This window comes from Gemmatimonas sp., assembly GCF_041689975.1.
Classification (GTDB): domain Bacteria; phylum Gemmatimonadota; class Gemmatimonadetes; order Gemmatimonadales; family Gemmatimonadaceae; genus Gemmatimonas.
This window is the reverse complement of sequence record NZ_JBDNFF010000435.1, coordinates 1-16,977: the sequence shown is the minus strand read 5'-3', so window position 1 is coordinate 16,977 and position 16,977 is coordinate 1. Positions and strand designations below refer to the sequence as shown.

17 protein-coding genes and 1 pseudogene are annotated in these 16,977 nt (G+C 63.1%); 16 read left to right on the top strand and 2 right to left on the bottom strand.

The window, feature by feature from the left end:
- Window positions 1–243: pseudogene (locus tag ACESNG_RS24420) on the top strand (hypothetical protein); the annotation flags it as partial.
- Window positions 244–318: 75 nt separating this feature from the next.
- Here ACESNG_RS24420 and ACESNG_RS24415 read toward each other — a convergent pair.
- Window positions 319–2,616: a glycosyltransferase gene (locus ACESNG_RS24415; RefSeq protein ID WP_373061806.1), complete on the bottom strand. Its 2,298-nt coding sequence runs from the start codon at window positions 2,614–2,616 to the stop codon at window positions 319–321.
- Window positions 2,617–2,924: 308 nt separating this feature from the next.
- Between ACESNG_RS24415 and ACESNG_RS24410 the strand changes: the two genes are divergently transcribed.
- Window positions 2,925–4,727 (top strand): glycosyltransferase family 4 protein, encoded by a 1,803-nt coding sequence (locus tag ACESNG_RS24410; RefSeq protein ID WP_373071343.1) that lies wholly within the window; start codon window positions 2,925–2,927, stop codon window positions 4,725–4,727.
- A 36-nt stretch (window positions 4,728–4,763) separates the two neighbouring features.
- Here the strand turns inward: ACESNG_RS24410 and ACESNG_RS24405 are convergent, their stop codons facing one another.
- Window positions 4,764–6,176, bottom strand: coding sequence for a tetratricopeptide repeat protein (locus tag ACESNG_RS24405; RefSeq protein ID WP_373071340.1), 1,413 nt, complete (start codon window positions 6,174–6,176; stop codon window positions 4,764–4,766).
- Window positions 6,177–6,385: 209 nt separating this feature from the next.
- Here ACESNG_RS24405 and ACESNG_RS24400 point away from each other — a divergent pair, with 209 nt between their 5' ends.
- The 14 genes from ACESNG_RS24400 to ACESNG_RS24335 all read left to right on the top strand — a co-directional run.
- On the top strand, window positions 6,386–7,153 hold the full coding sequence (locus tag ACESNG_RS24400) for a flagellin (RefSeq protein WP_373061812.1): 768 nt from the start codon (window positions 6,386–6,388) through the stop codon (window positions 7,151–7,153).
- Between the two features lie 91 nt (window positions 7,154–7,244).
- Window positions 7,245–9,293: a flagellar filament capping protein FliD gene (gene fliD / locus ACESNG_RS24395; protein ID WP_373061814.1), complete on the top strand. Its 2,049-nt coding sequence runs from the start codon at window positions 7,245–7,247 to the stop codon at window positions 9,291–9,293.
- 62 nt (window positions 9,294–9,355) lie between these two features.
- Window positions 9,356–9,757, top strand: coding sequence for a flagellar export chaperone FliS (gene fliS, locus ACESNG_RS24390; protein WP_373061816.1), 402 nt, complete (start codon window positions 9,356–9,358; stop codon window positions 9,755–9,757).
- The gene (locus ACESNG_RS24385) at window positions 9,754–10,245 is read left to right on the top strand and encodes a hypothetical protein (RefSeq protein ID WP_373071337.1); all 492 of its coding nucleotides are present in this window, start codon (window positions 9,754–9,756) and stop codon (window positions 10,243–10,245) included. Before fliS ends, ACESNG_RS24385 begins: the two co-directional genes overlap by 4 nt.
- Window positions 10,246–10,262: 17 nt before the next feature.
- A complete protein-coding gene (locus ACESNG_RS24380; protein WP_373061820.1) occupies window positions 10,263–10,595 on the top strand; it encodes a hypothetical protein in 333 nt (110 codons plus the stop codon).
- A gap of 68 nt (window positions 10,596–10,663) precedes the next feature.
- Complete coding sequence (locus tag ACESNG_RS24375; RefSeq protein ID WP_373061822.1) at window positions 10,664–10,951, top strand: hypothetical protein; 288 nt, start codon at window positions 10,664–10,666, stop codon at window positions 10,949–10,951.
- A 43-nt stretch (window positions 10,952–10,994) separates the two neighbouring features.
- Window positions 10,995–11,366, top strand: a complete 372-nt coding sequence (locus ACESNG_RS24370) for a response regulator (RefSeq protein WP_373061824.1) — start codon at window positions 10,995–10,997, stop codon at window positions 11,364–11,366.
- Between the two features lie 11 nt (window positions 11,367–11,377).
- A complete protein-coding gene (locus ACESNG_RS24365) occupies window positions 11,378–12,073 on the top strand; it encodes a hypothetical protein (RefSeq protein WP_373061826.1) in 696 nt (231 codons plus the stop codon).
- A gap of 180 nt (window positions 12,074–12,253) precedes the next feature.
- On the top strand, window positions 12,254–14,437 hold the full coding sequence (locus ACESNG_RS24360; protein ID WP_373061828.1) for a chemotaxis protein CheA: 2,184 nt from the start codon (window positions 12,254–12,256) through the stop codon (window positions 14,435–14,437).
- A 61-nt stretch (window positions 14,438–14,498) separates the two neighbouring features.
- Window positions 14,499–15,002 (top strand): chemotaxis protein CheW, encoded by a 504-nt coding sequence (locus ACESNG_RS24355; RefSeq protein WP_373061830.1) that lies wholly within the window; start codon window positions 14,499–14,501, stop codon window positions 15,000–15,002.
- A gap of 15 nt (window positions 15,003–15,017) precedes the next feature.
- Entirely contained in the window at window positions 15,018–15,845 is an 828-nt protein-coding gene (locus ACESNG_RS24350; RefSeq protein ID WP_373061832.1) for a protein-glutamate O-methyltransferase CheR, read from the top strand.
- Between the two features lie 40 nt (window positions 15,846–15,885).
- Complete coding sequence (locus ACESNG_RS24345) at window positions 15,886–16,359, top strand: chemotaxis protein CheD (protein WP_373061834.1); 474 nt, start codon at window positions 15,886–15,888, stop codon at window positions 16,357–16,359.
- An 18-nt stretch (window positions 16,360–16,377) separates the two neighbouring features.
- Window positions 16,378–16,806 carry a response regulator gene (locus ACESNG_RS24340; protein WP_373061836.1) on the top strand — a complete coding sequence of 143 codons (429 nt, stop codon included), beginning with the start codon at window positions 16,378–16,380 and terminating at the stop codon, window positions 16,804–16,806.
- On the top strand, window positions 16,754–16,977 hold a 224-nt coding region (locus tag ACESNG_RS24335), incomplete at its 3' end, for a hypothetical protein (RefSeq protein WP_373071334.1). The genes ACESNG_RS24340 and ACESNG_RS24335, both read left to right, overlap by 53 nt.

Here is a 16,977-nt window from a genome sequence, read left to right as displayed (position 1 = left end):
GTGATCGAAACCGAGGCCATGGAAATCCGCGGCAGCGAACACAGTGCCTATTGCGAGTTCTTCGAGCGTCGGGAGCTCGGCAACGATGATTCGAACTGGTGGTCACCGAACGTTCGCGCGCTCTGCGGAATGATTCGCGCGGCGGGTTTCTCACGTGCGGAGCCTGTGATTACTCCGTCTCTGCCCACCGACCCGAATTGGCGTGAGCATCGCTATCGAATCCACGTGCTTGCATGGAAGTGAGTCACGTAGTCCCTTCGTCCGGGCACGCTCAGCCAGTGTTTTGCAGTACGATGTCTCGCTGAGTGAACGGGTTTGCTACACTGCGTGCTGGATGGGCGTGCGTCCTGCTCGCACACGCTCGATGCGCGCCATGATTGTACTGCCGAAGGCGTGCGCGTCTAAAAGTTCGGCGTACGCGGCTTTTGCCATTGCGGAGCGCTCCGTTCGTTGTGCAGGGTCGGTGGCCGACTCACATGCCGCGGCGAGTGCAGGCCACTCCAACCGCCCCGTGGAGGCGAGCGGAACCGCCCAGCCTCCGGATACCGAACACCAGGTGTCCATGTCGGCGTGACGCGCTGAAATCAGGGGCACGCCAAGCGCCGCGGCAATCGGTCGCACGCTCGGTACGGACGGTGCGCACAGCGGCGTAATGAGTACATCGAGCGATCGCAGCGCCCACGGCCATCGACCTTCGCTCGTCTGGCCCGTGACCACGTGCACGCTGCCGCGCGACGTGTAATCGGATGCGTCGCTGCTCGCAAGGTGGAATCGAGTCATGAGCTGCGCCATCCATTCAACGGTCGCCGAGGACGGCGCTGAGCCGAGGAAGATGCGTAGCGCGCGATCGTGGCGTGCTGCGAAGGCTCGCTCCCATAGCCGCACGAGCGCATCGGCCACTGGTACTTCGTCATCCATCGACACCAGCAATCCGAACGTCAGCGTGCTTTCCGGGATCCGCGGCATCGCCGTCCACGTCGATCCGAGTCGCGGATCGATCGCGCGCGACAACAACGGCATGACCCAGAGTCTGTCGGCGGCGACGCCAATTGCCAAGCAGGCATCCGCAGCAGCAGCATGCGGAACCCAGATCTCGTCGGCGTTGTCGAACGCAGCGAGTAGTTGGGCCGGTACTGCGGTCAGGACGCAGTCACCGGTCGACACGATCCATCGCCCGCGTGACGGCCGAGACGGAAGTATGGTATCGCTTCGGCGCATCCAGCTGATCGTCAGATCGTCATGGTGGGGCGGGTGCGACGACGATACCTGTCGGCGGTACCAGTCATAGGCGGGCAGGTGATACGCAGGGCGGTGGGCGATCGTCGTGCTGCGCTGCCTGACGCGGAAATGGGGGTGTAACAGCGTGAGCAAGGCGTCGACTTCAAGCGGTCGATCGCTATCGGAAAAGAGATCCGCGTCGAAGATGAATCGTGAAGGACTTCCCTGGGCATACCCGGTGCGCCGACCACCGATCCGGCTGGGGGCGAGCTCTGCGAGGCGTTCCGCGATGATTTTCGCGGGCCGCTCCCACGTCCAGTTGGCAGCCATGTCGGCTCGCGCCGCTGCGCCGATTGCACGAGCGCCCTCGCGATCGGCATGCACGCGCCGCAGCAGCGTTGTACAGTGTTCCGCGCTTGGTGAAGCCCAGCGCTGTCCAACGTAAAGCGGCAACGTCGGATCCGTGATCTCCTCGAGTCCCTCGCTGTCGAGTAACAAGCTGTTGGCATCGTTCATGAACTCGAGATGCGCACTCCAGCGGGTCGCGATGACCGGTAGTCCGCTCGCCATCGCTTCCATCAACGGACGTCCCCAGCCTTCACCACGCGTGGGCAGCACGAACGCGTGCGCCACCGCGTAAAGTGATGGCAGCGCACTATCAGGCAGCGTCTCGGTGAGCGCGACGATCGGCGCTACCTGATGGCGCGACTTTCCGCACTTCGTCTGCAGAAATTCGTCGATCGCCGACTCGATGACCGTCTGCTGATCGCGTCCGTCGGATTTGCTCGATGGATAGGTGCGCAGCAACAGTGTGACGTCTTCGTCGGGTTCGAACGCGTTCGCCCAAGCGCGCAGCAGTACGTCCCATCCTTTTCGGTAGCGCCATTCGAATACGCTCAGGAAAACGGTGCCACGAAGTCCGGGCACGGAGAGCGGGGTGATGTCCTCATGGTAGCGCGTCGTATCGATGCCACCCGGCACAATGATGGACGGGGTGCGTACGCCGGCCTCGGCGAACGTTTCTCGATTGAACTGGCTAGGCAGCCACAGCTCGTCTCGCTCGTTGCATCGTTCGATCCAGTGCGCCGGCAAAGAATCCGTCTCGAACATCGTACGTCCGACGCTGACGCGGGCGTTCGCGTGTCTGATGAAAGCGTCGGCCGGGAAATGCCGACACACGGCAAAATCCGGATGTACTTGCCGCGCTTCCTGACGAGCGAAAGTCTCGAGATCCTCACGGCTCAACAACTTTTTAAAGCCCGGCCGTTCCTCGGTGAGAGGGCGCAGCGCGACATTCAGGCCGAGTGCATCCATGGCACGCAATAGACCACGTCCCTCATCGGCGTAGCCGGTGGGCTCGTACACGGGACCAGACCAGACAAAAGAAGCGGCATTCATACCCATCGCGCAAAAGCAAGGGCTATGCCGGCGCCTGAAATGTATCGTAAGAATTTGTGAATCAGAGACTTACGTGATTGCAGGCCGATTGATTTCGCCGTCGACCGGAAGTTTTGGCCGTGCTTTGCAAGGCGTCTGATACGGCAGTTTTTGCCGTGAGTTGTGTGTGCGGGGGACACTCCTTCCTGTGTCCAACTCCCAGGAAAACATCTAATGCGTTGTCATGAAATGGCTTAGTTCGTGGCATAGAATCTGTACTTATGGGCATCGGCAGAGTGGTTCCTACACCCTTCGATTCTCCCGTTCTCATGCCCGTGTCAGCGACCTCCATTCCGTCCGCTCAGCGTACCGACGACGATCGTCCCCGCTTCCACATTCCAGCGTTTCCTGACGATCCTGCTTGGAACGCTGCGGCGGCCGACGAAGAGGCGGGGGGTGTGGCGTCCGAAGTGCGCGTGTTTCTCGACGCACAGATGGAGGCCGGCGATGTGCTGGTCGATGCTGCCCCGGGGTTCGGGTTCGTCGCCCTGAGCGCAACCACCGCGCCTGGTGGACTGCCCACGGTATTCGTGGCCGGCCTCTCTGGTGAACGCATGCAGGCATTGCAGGACGAGGCGCTCCAGCTTGGGGGATGGCTCGACGAGTTGACGGCCGTATTCGAACCAGGAATGGCGTCGTCCATTTCAGACCGACTCGATCCTCAGGGGCGCGTATTCGTGCATTTGGAGTCGGCGCAGGTCGCGGCTGTTTGCGCGTGGCTCAAGCCGTGGCTGGATACCGAGCGCGTGCTCGCGCTGTGCGTCAGCGATGCCGGCAGCTCTACTGCCTGGCCGGAAGCGCGATCGACGCTCGCGTCGGTCGGATTTGCGCCATGCGCGCTGGTGCAGCGCGACGGGGATGCCGTGCTGCTGCCTTGCTTTGACGAGCCGGAGCCGGTCGTGATTGCGTTGCCGCGCTCTTTGGTGGATAAAGATGACCGCGCCGCCGGTGCAACCGGACGCCCGATCTGGTCGCCGGAGACAGATGGCTTCGTGTTCAGCACGCCCCATTGTCGCACCGGATACGGTGTCGTGGGTTCACAGCTGCTGCGCGCGATGCAGGCACGTGGAATTCCCGTCGCATTGCGGGTGATCGGCCCTCTGGACCGACGGTTGGCGGCCAACCCAATGCTCGATGCCGCAGTGGCGAGACAGCAGTCCATCGGCGCGCAGGTACCAAGTGTTCGATTGTCGCAGTCTTTCGATCTGCTCGCGCACACGGAAAGCGGACCGCGGGTTGGATTCACGATTTTCGAACTCGATACGTTCACGCCCTTGGAGATGTCGCATATCCAGGGGCAGGATGCACTCATCGTCTGCACCGAGTGGGCAAGGCAGGTATGCATCGCAAACGGCGTGAGCGTGCCGATTCATATCGTTCCGCTGGGGGTTGATCGCGCGATCTTTCATCAGGCCGTGCCTCCAGAATCGGCTGCCAGAGGCAGGACGACTGACACCCGTTTCTTGCAGGTCGGCAAGCTGGAGCCACGAAAGGGGCAGCTCGAGTTGCTGCGCGCCTTCGAAGCAGCGTTCACGCCACAGCATGCGGTGCAGCTCGTGCTGCATTGCTACAACCCGTTCCTGACGCGCAGCGCCTTCGACGAGCTGGCGGCCCCGTTCCGAACCTCACCGATGCGTGATCGTATCACCGTGATGAGCAGCGAGCTGCCGAACGCGCGCGATGTCGCCGAGCTGATGGCGACCGCCGATTGCGGCGTGTTTGCCGTCCGCGCGGAAGGCTGGAATCTCGAGGCGCTGGAAATGCTCTCGATGGGCAAGACCGTCATCGCAACCGATACGACGGCACACACGGCGTTTCTCACGACGGCCAACGCGCGTCTCATCGAGATCGACGCGCTGGAGCCCGCGTTGGGCGGGGCGGTGACGGGATCGTGGGCGGCGTGGGGAGACGCGCAGCACGGGCAGTTGGTCGAGCATCTCCGGGCGGTGCACACCGAACGTCAGCACGGCACGCTCTTGCCGAACGTGGCGGGGATCGCCACTGCCGAGCGGTTCAGTTGGGAGGCATCAGCGGACGCGCTGCTCGCGGCACTCGCGGCAATTATGGCGTGATCGGAGCGCCCAAGCCGAGCGGCTCGTGTTACGCAGTTAGGCGAACGCAGAGTGCAAGGCGGCAAGTAGCGGTGCGATCGTGCTTGCCCAGTCGCGCGGCGCGCGCTGCCTGATCAGCCGCGCCGACGGGTACCACAGAGTGGTCTCCGTACCGAGGCTCCACCGCCAATCCGGGGTGAACGGGAGCAGGATGAACGTCGGAATCCCCATCCCGCCGGCTAGGTGTGCGATACCCGTGTCCACGGTAACGACCCCGTCCAATGAAGCCAGCATACGAGCAGTATCGAGCCAATTACTCAGCATCTCCGGTTTCTTCAACCGATGATGGTCGGCGGTATAAGTCGCGCCATACTGAAGCGACACCCATTCGATCTCCGGCAGAGACAACAGCTGTGGTAAAAGCGTTTGATCGAAATCGCGCAGCGTCGTCGCCAAAAAGGCTGGATTTCCCTGCCACACCAACCCGAGTCGGCGTTGGCCAGCGCTGTTCGGCGCCAGACGCACCCCAGCATGCAAATAGGGAACGCGTGCGCCCGCGATATCGGCTCCGATGTCCAGTCGATATGGCAACGACAGCATCGGTACGTACCAATCGGTGACCGACGCCTGTCCCTTGGGGACGGCATCAAATCCGCTGGCGATGAACAGCGAGAGTGCGCCAGGGTGGCACTCGACCACCACTCGCTTGGCGCCACGGGCAACCAGATTGCTCACGAAGCGGATGAACTGGAAGTTGTCTCCCTGTCCCTGTTCCGACGTGACCAGGATGGTTTGCCCGGTGAGCGGCTCTCCATGCCATGGCGAGGCTCCCGTGCTCGGCGGCGTCGGCAAGCCACGATGCTCAAAGTCCGCCCAGCCAGCAGCGGTGGGACCACCAAGCAGCGACGTGAGCGCGCGCTGCAATCTTGTGGGACTGTGCTCGGGGCGAATGGCCTCGGCGCGATCGAGCCAGTAGCGCGCTCTGGTAAGATCGCCGAGGGCGTGGCGAATCTGCGCGGCCGTGAGCAGCAGGGCCGGCTGCTTGGACGTCAGCGCCATTGCCCGCTGCATGATGGGCCATGCCTTGTGCGGGTCGCCCTCCGCCCGGGTGGCACCCGCCAGCGCGCCCAGCGCCGCCGGATCCTTCGGACGATGCCGCACCACGCGCTCGAAGCAGCGACGCGCCTCGGTCGGTGCGCCGGCATCGAGCAGCGCGGCACCGAGCTGGTACACCGAGGCGTCGTCGGCGTCGTCTATAGATGCTCGGTACGTGTGCAGCAGCGCCTCGCGCTCGGCTACCGCGTCGCCTGACAGGTGCCAAGCATTGGCCACCATCAGCGCAACGGCGATCTCCTGCGGCATTTCCTGCTGTACCCGGGCGAACGCATCGGCCGCCTCCGTGAAGCGCTCACCCTCGAGTGCGGAAAGGCCGGCGGCGAGCGTCGATTCCACATCGAACGGCACGATCATCGACGGGCGACCGCGGGCGTGACGATGTCGGCCATGGACGTGAGTGACGTGTCGGTTTTGTGACGAGGTGTTCCGGAGTGCCGAGTCATTCGAAATCTCCCACTCAAGTTCTTTTGAGCTCGGACGACAATACACTGTGACCGCGATTCGATAGTCGGATCCGGGCGAGGCACGGATGCCTCAGAGTAAACATCACGGAGGATAGTTTCATGCGTATCAACACGAACGTCGGCGCCATCACTGCTTCGAAGAACATCTTCGTCAACAACATGGCGACGGAGAACAGCATGCGGAAGTTGAGCTCTGGCCTCAAGATCAGCCGTGCGGCTGATGATGCGGCTGGTCTCTCTATCGCGAACAAGCTTCGTACGCAGAGCCGCTCGCTGACACAGGCGGCGTCGAACGCCGAGCAGGGTAATGCGATGCTCCAGATCGCGGAAGGTGCAGCGTCCACGATCCAGCGCATCATCGAACGTCAGAAGGAACTGATCACGCAGAAGGAGTCGACCGGTAACAACAGCACCGTGTCGGCCACGCTCGGTACCGAAATCGCCACGCTCCAGACTGAGTCGGCTCGTATCCTCGCGGATGCGGACTTCCAGGGCGCCTCGGTGTTTGCCTCGCTGGTGTTCCAGGTTTCCGACTCGACTTCGAATGGTACGGTCACGGTCAATGCGGCGCTTACGCTGACCGCGCTCACGGCGTCGTCGACGCTGGCCAACGCCGACACGGCGCTCGACGCGGTGAACGCCACGCTTGCCACCATCGGTGCCGGTCAGAACGTGCTCGACTACACGGTGCAGAACTTGAAGTCTGCGGTCGTGAACGTCCGCGCGGCTGAGTCGACGATTCGCGACGTCGACATGGCGGAAGAAATGGCCAACTTCACCAAGAACAACATCCTGACGCAGGCTGCACAGGCCATGCTGTCGCAGGCGAATCAAGGTAGCCAGAGCGTTCTCCAGCTCCTCCGCTAAACCCGAAGTTCTCCAGTGGGTGATTAACCCCGGGGTCGGCGAGTTCGCCGGCCTCGGGGTATGGCCTTAGAAAAGCAGTTCGGAGGCAAGCATGTCGAGTCCGATCAACATCAGTGGACTGAGCACCGGTATTCAGTGGGGCGACATCGTCGACACGACGATCAAAGCGTATGAATCCCGCCAAGTCAAACCGATTACCGATCGTATCACGAAGCGCGCGGCGCAAAAGACGGCGTGGACCAAAATGCAGGGCCTCGTCGAAACGCTGAACACGAATGCGCGCAATCTGCGGCGCACCGGGTTCGGCGGCTTTCTCGCCACCGTACCCACGAGTCCGAGCACGTCTCGCACGCTGCTCTCTGCCACGGCTTCGCTCACCGCGACGCCGGGGCGTTATCGCGTCGAGGTGCTGCAGCTCGCCGACACGGCGAAGATCGGCGGCGGCTCGGTCTCGGATACCACGGCGGCGCGTGGATTGACGGGATCGATGTCCATCAACGGGACATCGATCGATATTGTCGGCACCGATACGCTTGGCGACATTCGCACCAAGATCAACGACGCCAACGTCGGCGTCACGGCGGCCATCGTGAGCGATGGTGGAACCGCCGGTCGTCTGGTGCTGACGGCCAAGACCGCCGGTACGGGCGGCGTGACCATCGCTGATGGAACCGGTGGCATGGCGCGCGAGCTCGGCTTTATCGACACGCGCTCGAAACCGATATCTTCGGCGACGACCGCCGCCGCGGTGGCGCTGGGCATGGCAGTGTCCCCGCAGCCCGCGAGCATCCGGGTAGGGAGCACGGTCATTACCGCGGACCTCGCGACGGAGTCGATCGCCGCCATCGCGGCGAGGATCAACGCCGCTGGTGGCGCGGCGGCGGTGGAGCCCGAGGTGTACGGCAGCGAAACACGTTATCGCCTGGTGGTCGACGGCAACGTCACGGCCGTGAACGGCGATGTAAACTCGCAGGCGGTGATCGACGCCCTCGGTTTTGCTGCCGGCACCTCCGGCAGTGTGAAGCAGACGGTGCAGACGCCGGTGTACACCGACGCAGCCGATGCCGTGGCTGGTGCCTCGACGTCGCTGGTGGGGCTCAAGTTCGGCGGCTCGGCCTCGAATCTCGCGGTCGGCGATGCGATCAACATTCGCGGGATGCGGGGTGATGGCACCGCCGTGATGATCGGGCTCGTGGTTGGCGCGAGCGACACGATGCAGACGTTGCTGAACAAAGTGAACGATGCGACCACCGGCTTCGGTTCGGGTACGCGTACGGCCACCGCGGCCCTCGGTGGCGACGGTCGCATCCGTCTCACCGATGCGACCGGCGGCGCGTCGCGTCTGTCGCTGGCGATGTCGGTGACCTACGCCGACGGCACCACCGGCTCACTCGGCGCGGCCGCCACGTCAGTCACCGGACGCAGCCGCGCGCTGCAGGTCGGTCAGGTTGCGGTGATCCGTGTGGATGGCCGTGAGATCACGCGGTCGACCAACAACATCACCGATGCTATCGCCGGTGTGACACTGTCTTTGAGCACCGCCGAACCCGGCACCGAGATCGACGTCACCATCGATCGTGATGTGAAGGGGACGGTCGACTCCGTGCAGAAGTTCGTGGACGCGTACAACGAGATCCGGAAGTTTTTCGACGAGCAGCGTCTTTCCGATGCGCCATTGTACGCCGATACGCTGCTGCGAGGTGTTGTGAGCACGTTTCAGGACGCGCTGCGTACCGACGTGTCGAGTAACGTGACCTACAACAAGCTCACGATCGCCGGTGTGACGCTCGACCGCAACAGCATCCTGACGTTCAACCAGGACACGTTCAAGACGGCACTTGCCGACAAGCCTACGGAGATTGAAGCCCTCTTCGGATTCTCCGGTGTGGGTCAGGCGTTCGTGACTGCATCCGACAATGCGACGCAGTTCGGCATCGGTACGATCAGCGCGCAGCTCAAGAACATCAATCAAACCACGATTCTGCTGAAGAAGCGTGAGGCCGACGCGCAAAAGCGTATCGAACTCAGGCGGGAGCAGCTCGTATCGCAGTTTACACGTATGGAAGAGGCGATGAGCCGATTGAACTCGCAGAGCAGCTCGCTGCTTTCGAGCGTGAAGGGACTTCAGGGCAACAACTAACTGCCGATACTCAGGAGTAACACGCAGTTCCCGAAGTTGTCCTGACTCCAGCCACCGTCCTGATGTCCTACGCCAGCCAGTCCTCGTCGTATCGCGAAATGGAGATCCAGTCGGCATCTCCCGAGCGACTCGTCGTGATCGTGTTCGAGCAACTGGTCGTGAACCTGGAGCGTGCGCGGATCGCGATGGACCGCAACGATATCGAGTTGCGTGTCACGTCGCTGCGCCGTGCGCGCGGCCTGGTCGGTGAGCTGCTGGCCACGGTCGATTTCGAGAAAGGTGGTGCACTCGCAACGCAGCTGGCCGATCTGTACCAGTTCATGCTGTACGAGCTGGTGGACATCGGACAGCGGAAGGATGTGGTCACGCTGCGCAAGCTGGTCAACATTGCCACCGCGCTCCGCGATGGTTTCACCACGGCCGCCCAGTCGGTATCGCCGGGCGTACGCCTGAAGACCGCGTGACTCGAAATTCGATCATGAACGCCTTCGATACGATTCGTAGCGCACGCTTCGGCCGTCGCGGTCCCGAGGGCCGCCAGGCGGCCGCCCGCGGCGCCCTGGCGATCTGTGCCAGCGCCGACGCGCTCGCCCGCGAAGCCGTCGAAGTAGTCGGTGAGGATGACGACCGTCTGTTCAGCCTTCTCGAACAGCGCGATGAGATGTTGCAGGATCTCAGCGAGCATCTGGTGATGCTGCGTCTCGAGCGCCCGACCGCCGATAGCCCCCTCTATGCGGCCACGGAACGGGCGGTCGATGCCGCGGACGCGATGCTCACCGAAGTCTCCGCGGCGCTGAGCACGTCGCACCGGGTCACCATGGAGCTGGCCGCCAAGGTGGCGCGCCGGACCGACGAGATCCGGCGTGAGCTCGATGCCGTGCAGCGTGCGAGCAGTGCCGGACTCGGATACGGAGCGGCGGCCGGAGCACATCTGGTCGATCGGTTCCGCTGACCGGAGTCCTGGCGAACATGTCCATGAAACCGGCCACCCCCGAGGCGTTCAGCTCGCTGTTACAGGAGAAGATGCACGAGCTCGATCAGGCGGCCTGGCACGAGGCGTTGATGGAGCATGACGAGGTCGAACTGCTGCGGTTGCGGGCGGCGTACCTGATAAGCGGCACGGATGGCAAGCCGTGGCATACGGGGGCCGCTGTGCACTTTCAGCAAGATCTGTCGAAAATGGATGTTCCGGCACCTACGCTCGACATCTGCTACCCCGCGCGAACGCCGAGACCGTTGGTTGCTCTCGACCGGGCTCTACCTGCACCACGTGGGCGACAGGGACGTCGCGTTCCGGGATAAGGAAATCCCTTCGAACTGTAAAGTTACGCGCCATTCCTGCCGAGAGTCCCAAATGAGGAGGAACCCCTATGCGAATTAACGGAAGCAGTTTCGATCCACTACGCCCGACGCCGACGAGCAGCCCTGCCGTACAGCGTCCCGCGCAGGAGATCACGCAGTCACCGGCCACCAAGCCGGTCAAGTCGGACTCGGTCCAGATCTCGGACGCGGGTCGTCGTCTGAACACTGAGCAGGCGAACGCCCTGAACCCGGAACGTGTGGCCGAGCTACGCACGAAGGTGCTCACGGGCGCCCACAACACTCTCGATGTCGTGGACCAGGTAGCGCGCCGTATTCTGACGCGCGGCGATCTGTAGGTCTGCGGCCCACTCCGACCGGCACGATCAGGAGACCGGCAGTATGAAGTTCCTTGTGGTGGACGATTCCGCGACTATGCGGCGCATCGTGATCAATTCGCTACAGCGCATCGGCTTCAGCGACACCGTCGAAGCCGGCGACGGCCAGGAAGCGCTGGCGAAGTTCGACAGTTCGATCCAGTTCGTGATCACGGACTGGAACATGCCCAACATGAGCGGCACCGAGTTCACGAAAGTGCTTCGGTCGCGTGATGATGGGCGACATGTGCCCGTTCTGATGGTAACGGCGCGTTCCGTAAAGGAAGATATCCTGACGGCGATGGAAGCAGGCGTGAACAACTACATTGTCAAGCCTTTCACTCCGCAGGTGCTGAAGGAGAAGATCGATGCGCTCCTCCCGGCCGCCGCGGCCTGAGGATCTGTCCAATGACCAGCACCCGTGCCCAGGAAGTGTTGTACGAGTCCGAAGCGGCCCTTCGCCTCGTCGACAAAGAATTGACAGGCATGCATGACGTTCGAGACGCAGCGGAGACGACGGCGCGAGTCGTTCCTATGCTCTCGCTGTCGGAACTCCCGCAGATTCTCGAACAAGCGAACGCTCAGATTCTGAACGTGCTGTCGCGACTACGCGAAAGCCGCGCGGCGCTGCAGACGAGTGCACTCGAGAAACTCGCGACGACGCACGAGAAGATCCGTGAAGTCACGTCCGCGACGGAAGATGCGGCCACCAACATCATGGACGCTTGCGACCGCGCTACGCAAATGGTCGACGAGCTTGATACCATCGATGCCGCAGCGAGCCCCGATCGCGAGAAGGCGGGCGGAATCCGCGCCGACCTGCGCGACGAGCTGTTCCTCATGATGGGCGCCCTCCAGTTCCAGGACATCACGTCGCAGCAACTGTCGCACGCGTCGGCGGTGCTGGTGGAGATGGAGTCCCGGCTGCTCGACGTGGCGAAGCTCTTCGGCCACAATGCAGACCACGTGCAGATCATCTCCGTAGGGGGGCATAGTGCGCCCGATGAGGCGACCTACGATCCGAACGCCACGACGCTGAACGCTGAGACACGCCAGGCGCTGGCCGACGAGATCTTCACAACCGTACGCGCTACCGCAGCGTAGCGCCCCCGGCGCTCCGACGCGTGACCACGACGGCCCGTGCCTTCACCGGTACGGGCCGTTCGTCGTCTGCCCCTGTCGAATCTGCGGGTAGTGGTAAACCTGACGGACATGCAAGCCGATACTGCACAGTGATGATCGTGCCCACCTGGGTACCGAATGCAGACCTCCGACGATTCGCCCGTGTCTTCACTCAATCTCGATGATGCCGCCACGCTGCTGATGCAGCTGGAAGCGACCGATACCGCCGATCTCACGATGCTGCGTGAAGCGCTCACCGATCTCGCCTTCGAGAATCGCGTACCGCACCGTGCGCAGCCCTTCGTGGCTCGCGCGGCGCGCGTGCTTGGCACCATCATCAATGGTACGGCGCCCGATATTCCGGCGGCCTTCGCCGATGTCAGCGGCGCCATTGAGGAAGCGATGCGGGCGAGTGAGGGCAGCGTGTCCCCGGCCGATCGCGTGGTGGCGCGCGCTGGAGACACGACCGCCGCCGCCGTAGCCGCCAGCGTGCCCACCTTCGAGCTCGACGAGCCCGTTGTGCCGTTCGAGCCGAAGCGCTCACCGCAGCACAACGTGGGCGTCGATCAGCTACCCGACGATGCCGACCGTGACTTGCTCCCCGATTTCATCACGGAGAGCAACGAATGTGTGGTCAACGCCGAAGTGGCTCTGCTGCAACTCGAAGAGTCTCCCGACGACGACGAAGCGATCAACACCGTATTCCGCGCGTTCCATACGGTGAAGGGCACATCGGCATTCCTGGGACTTCCCCGCATTGCCGCGTTCGCGCATGAAGCGGAATCGCTGCTGAGCCGCGTGCGCGACAAGGAGATCGCGTACACCAAGGGTTGCGCCGACCTCGCGCTGCGCTCGGCGGATATGCTCAAAGCGCTACTCGTGTCGGTGGAGACCGGGCTGAACGGCGACGGAAAGCTCCCGATCCCCGGTGGCTATCACGAACTGCTCGACGCACTCGCCGGGTACGATCCTGCGCGCGACGCCGACGGGGTGTCGCTGCCGACGCCCTCCGCGTCCGTCGTCGCCGACGCCGACGACATCTTCCCCATTGCCACAGGATCCACCCCAACGATTGCGTCGACGACGTCGGCTGTGGCCGCCACCAACGGCACCGGGAACAAGGCGCGGGTGGAGTCGAACGCCGACGCCACGATCCGCGTGCGAACCGATCGGCTCGACCGCTTGATCGACATGGTCGGCGAGCTGGTGATTGCGCAGTCGATCATCGCCGGCGATGAACTGTTCGGCACTGGCAAGCAGCACGATCTGCTGCGCAAGGTCACGCACGCGGGCAAGATCGTCCGTGAGCTGCAGGATCTCAGCATGTCGATGCGCATGGTGCCCCTGCGGGCGACTTTCCAAAAGCTCACGCGGGTCGTGCGCGACACAGCGTCGAAGGCATCCAAGACGGTGCAGTTCGTCACCGAAGGCGACGATGTGGAGATCGACCGTAATATGGTCGACGTGCTTGGCGATCCGCTCGTGCACATGGTGCGCAACGCGGTGGACCACGGCGTCGAGGGCCCCGACGAGCGCGAAGCGAACGGTAAGCCGCGTCTCGGTGTAGTGCGTCTGCACGCCTATCATGCCTCGGGTAACGTCGTCGTCGAACTCAAGGACGACGGTCGTGGTCTGCACCGCGACAAGATCGTGAAGAAGGCGATTGAGAAGCGGCTGATCGACAGCGACAAGGGCATGACCGACAGCGACGTGTTCAACCTGATCTTCGCGCCTGGCTTCTCCACTGCTGAACAGATCACCGACATCTCCGGTCGTGGTGTCGGCATGGACGTCGTGCGTCGTAATCTCGAGAAGATTCGTGGCCGCATCGACATCACGTCGGCGCCGGGCAAGGGCACCACATTCGCCATCCGTCTCCCGCTCACGCTCGCCGTGACGGACGGCATGCTCGTGCGCGTCGGCGATGAACGTTTCGTGATACCACTCACGCATATCCACATGAGCTTCCGCCCGGAGCAAGCTATGCTCTCAACGGTGGTTGGACGCGGGGAAGTCGTACTGCTGCGCGGCGAGTTGCTGCCCATCATCCGGCTGCACCGTCTATTCGACGTCACTGGCGCCGTACAGTCGCCGCTCGACGGCCTGCTCATGATCGTCGGCGACGGTGATCGCCGCACCGCACTTCTGGTGGATGACCTCCTCGGTCAGCAGCAGGTCGTAGCCAAGACCCTCGGTGACGGCCTCGGCAAGGTGCCGGGCGTGAGCGGTGGTGCCATCCTGGGCGACGGTCGCGTGGGCCTCATTCTGGACGTCTCCGAGACGGTGGCGCTGGCGCAGAGCCACGAGCCGCCGCCGGTGCGTCGCGATCGTCTGCTCGCGGCCTGATCAGGCCATCCTCCGTACGGGTCATCGGACCCGGATACCCTCTTTCCATTTCGAGCGAGCCATGAGCACGCACACTGAATCGATTCCCATCGGCGCGGCCCAGGCCCGCGCTGGTAAGTATCTTACGTTCTTTCTCGCTGGCGAAGAGTACGGCCTCGAGATTCTGAAGGTGAGTGAGATCATCGGCATGCAGCCGATCACGCGCGTGCCCCGCATGCCGGAGTTCGTGCGCGGCGTCATCAACTTGCGCGGCAAGGTCATTCCGATCACGGACCTCCGCAGCAAGTTCGGCATGGAGCACGACGGTACCGAAGACAGCTGTATCATCGTCGTGCAGATGCGCGGCATCATGACCGGTGTGGTGGTCGATCGCGTGAGTGAAGTCGTCGCGATCGCCGAGGCGGATATCGAAGACGCACCAAGCTTCGGCTTCGGCATCCACACCGAGTTCCTGCTCGGCATCGGCAAGACCGGTGGACGCGTGAAGTTGTTGCTCGATATCGACAAGGTGCTCGCCACCAGCGAGATGGCGGCGCTCGAAGCCGCGCAGTCACACGCCGTCTGACCAATGCCCGCCTCGATGTCCAGTCACGCACTCTTCACCGAGTGCGAAATATCGCCTGCGCAGTTTGCGCGTATCGCCGACGTGCTCCACGAGCATGCGGGAATCCGTATGCGCGAAGGCAAGGAGGGGCTCGTGCGCGCCCGCCTGGCCAAGCGACTCCGCAAGCTCGATCTGCCCGACTTCGATGCCTACCTCGATTTTGTGGAGAGGGAGCCGTCCCGTCGCGAGTTCGCCGAGATGATCGATGCGCTCACCACGAACAAGACCAGTTTTCTGCGCGAGGCGTCGCACTTCGACTTCCTGCGCGATGCGGTCTTCCCCACGCTGAAAGGTCCGGTCCGGATCTGGAGCGCGGGCTGTTCGAGCGGTGAGGAGCCGTATACGCTCGCCATGCTCGCGAACGAGAGCTTCAGCGACATCGCCACGCGCGACGTGCGCATTCTCGCGACCGACCTCAGTCATCGCGTGCTGGCCACGGCGAAAGCGGCGACGTATCCGTCCGAGAACATGTCCGACGTGCCGTCGGCATGGATGCAGAAATACTGGACGCGCCAGCGCGACCCCCAGGGCCGCGAGACGTGCGAGGCGGGCAAGCCGTTGCGGCGACTGGTCCATTTCGCGAAGCTGAACCTGATGGAACGGTGGCCGATGCAGGGGCCGTTCGACGCCATTCTCTGTCGCAATGTCATGATCTACTTCGACAAGGCCACCCAGCAGCAGCTCGTCGAGCGCTACTGGGAGCTGCTTCGCCCCGGTGGACATCTCTTCGTCGGGCACTCGGAAAGTCTCACCGGCCTCACACACCGCTTCCGGTATGTGCAGCCTGCGGCCTACGCGAAGTAACGTGGGTACGATTGCGCCTGCGCGCGCGGTCGATCAGGTCGTGGGCGTCGCCGACGTGAAAGTCTCCAATACGTCGGGCCAGCGACTGATCACCTACGCCCTTGGTAGCTGTCTTGGTGTCGTGGTGTATGACCCGGTCGTCTCTGTTGCGGGACTGCTGCACGTCATGTTGCCCACAGGGACCATCGACGAAGCCAAGATGAAGGAGAAGCCCGCCATGTTCATAGACAGTGGCGTGCCGCTCCTGTTCAAAGAATGCTACAAGCTGGGCGCGAAGAAAGAACGCATGCAAGTACGGGTGGCTGGCGGCGCGCATGCCGGTGCTCGTGAAGAAGACGACCGTTTCCAAATCGGCAAGCGCAACATGATCGCGCTGCGCAAGCTGCTGTGGAAGAACGGCGTGATGGTGCATGCGAACGATACAGGGGGCGTGCAGACGTCCCGTACGATGTGGGTGGACGTGACCACAGGCGAGGTCACGCTCAAGATCAATGGCGCCGAAAGCAAGCTCTGATGCAACGGACACCAACTCATGGCCTTTAACGTTCTCGTGGTCGACGACAGTGCCGTTATGCGGCAGATGGTCGTGCGCACCCTCAGGATGAGTGGTCTTCCGCTGGGCACGGTCTTCGAAGCCGGCAACGGCGAAGAAGGACTGTTCGTCCTCCAGGAACAATGGGTGGACCTACTGCTCCTGGATATCAACATGCCGGTGATGAATGGCGAAGAGATGCTACGGCGTCTTCGTGCCGCACCGGAAACCGCCTCGCTACCCGTCATCGTGGTGTCCACGGAGGGCAGTGAGACCCGTCTGGCGGCGCTCCATGAGTTGGGCGCGGCGATTGTCCGAAAGCCGTTCGCGCCGGAGACCCTGCGCGACACCATTCTGCGTATTACTGGAGTCACCGATGCCGAGTACTACGGTCCAGTCCCTGTCGCGAGCGACGACAGCGACTTTTGAGGAGCTCGCGCTCCTCTTTCCGGAGCATGAGCTTTCGCCGGAACAGGCCGCGGCCCCGCTCGACGTCGCGGTGTCGGTGGAGTTCCGTGGCCCGCAGCGCGGCCGGCTCGTGCTTCGGGCGTCGTCCACCATCCTGTCGTCGATCGCGGCGAACATGCTGGGCGAAGACGC

Excerpts from the sequence above, each read along its gene's own strand:
- ACESNG_RS24375 (WP_373061822.1), top strand. The coding sequence starts at position 10,664 with ATGCGAATTAACGGAAGCAGTTTCGATCCACTACGCCCGACGCCGACG.
- ACESNG_RS24355 (WP_373061830.1), top strand. The coding sequence starts at position 14,499 with ATGAGCACGCACACTGAATCGATTCCCATCGGCGCGGCCCAGGCCCGC.
- fliD (WP_373061814.1), top strand. The coding sequence starts at position 7,245 with ATGTCGAGTCCGATCAACATCAGTGGACTGAGCACCGGTATTCAGTGG.
- ACESNG_RS24400 (WP_373061812.1), top strand. The coding sequence starts at position 6,386 with ATGCGTATCAACACGAACGTCGGCGCCATCACTGCTTCGAAGAACATC.
- ACESNG_RS24350 (WP_373061832.1), top strand. The coding sequence starts at position 15,018 with ATGTCCAGTCACGCACTCTTCACCGAGTGCGAAATATCGCCTGCGCAG.
- ACESNG_RS24415 (WP_373061806.1), bottom strand. The coding sequence starts at position 2,616 with ATGAATGCCGCTTCTTTTGTCTGGTCTGGTCCCGTGTACGAGCCCACC.
- ACESNG_RS24410 (WP_373071343.1), top strand. The coding sequence starts at position 2,925 with ATGCCCGTGTCAGCGACCTCCATTCCGTCCGCTCAGCGTACCGACGAC.
- fliS (WP_373061816.1), top strand. The coding sequence starts at position 9,356 with ATGTCCTACGCCAGCCAGTCCTCGTCGTATCGCGAAATGGAGATCCAG.
- ACESNG_RS24370 (WP_373061824.1), top strand. The coding sequence starts at position 10,995 with ATGAAGTTCCTTGTGGTGGACGATTCCGCGACTATGCGGCGCATCGTG.
- ACESNG_RS24340 (WP_373061836.1), top strand. The coding sequence starts at position 16,378 with ATGGCCTTTAACGTTCTCGTGGTCGACGACAGTGCCGTTATGCGGCAG.
- ACESNG_RS24365 (WP_373061826.1), top strand. The coding sequence starts at position 11,378 with ATGACCAGCACCCGTGCCCAGGAAGTGTTGTACGAGTCCGAAGCGGCC.
- ACESNG_RS24380 (WP_373061820.1), top strand. The coding sequence starts at position 10,263 with ATGTCCATGAAACCGGCCACCCCCGAGGCGTTCAGCTCGCTGTTACAG.
- ACESNG_RS24405 (WP_373071340.1), bottom strand. The coding sequence starts at position 6,176 with ATGATCGTGCCGTTCGATGTGGAATCGACGCTCGCCGCCGGCCTTTCC.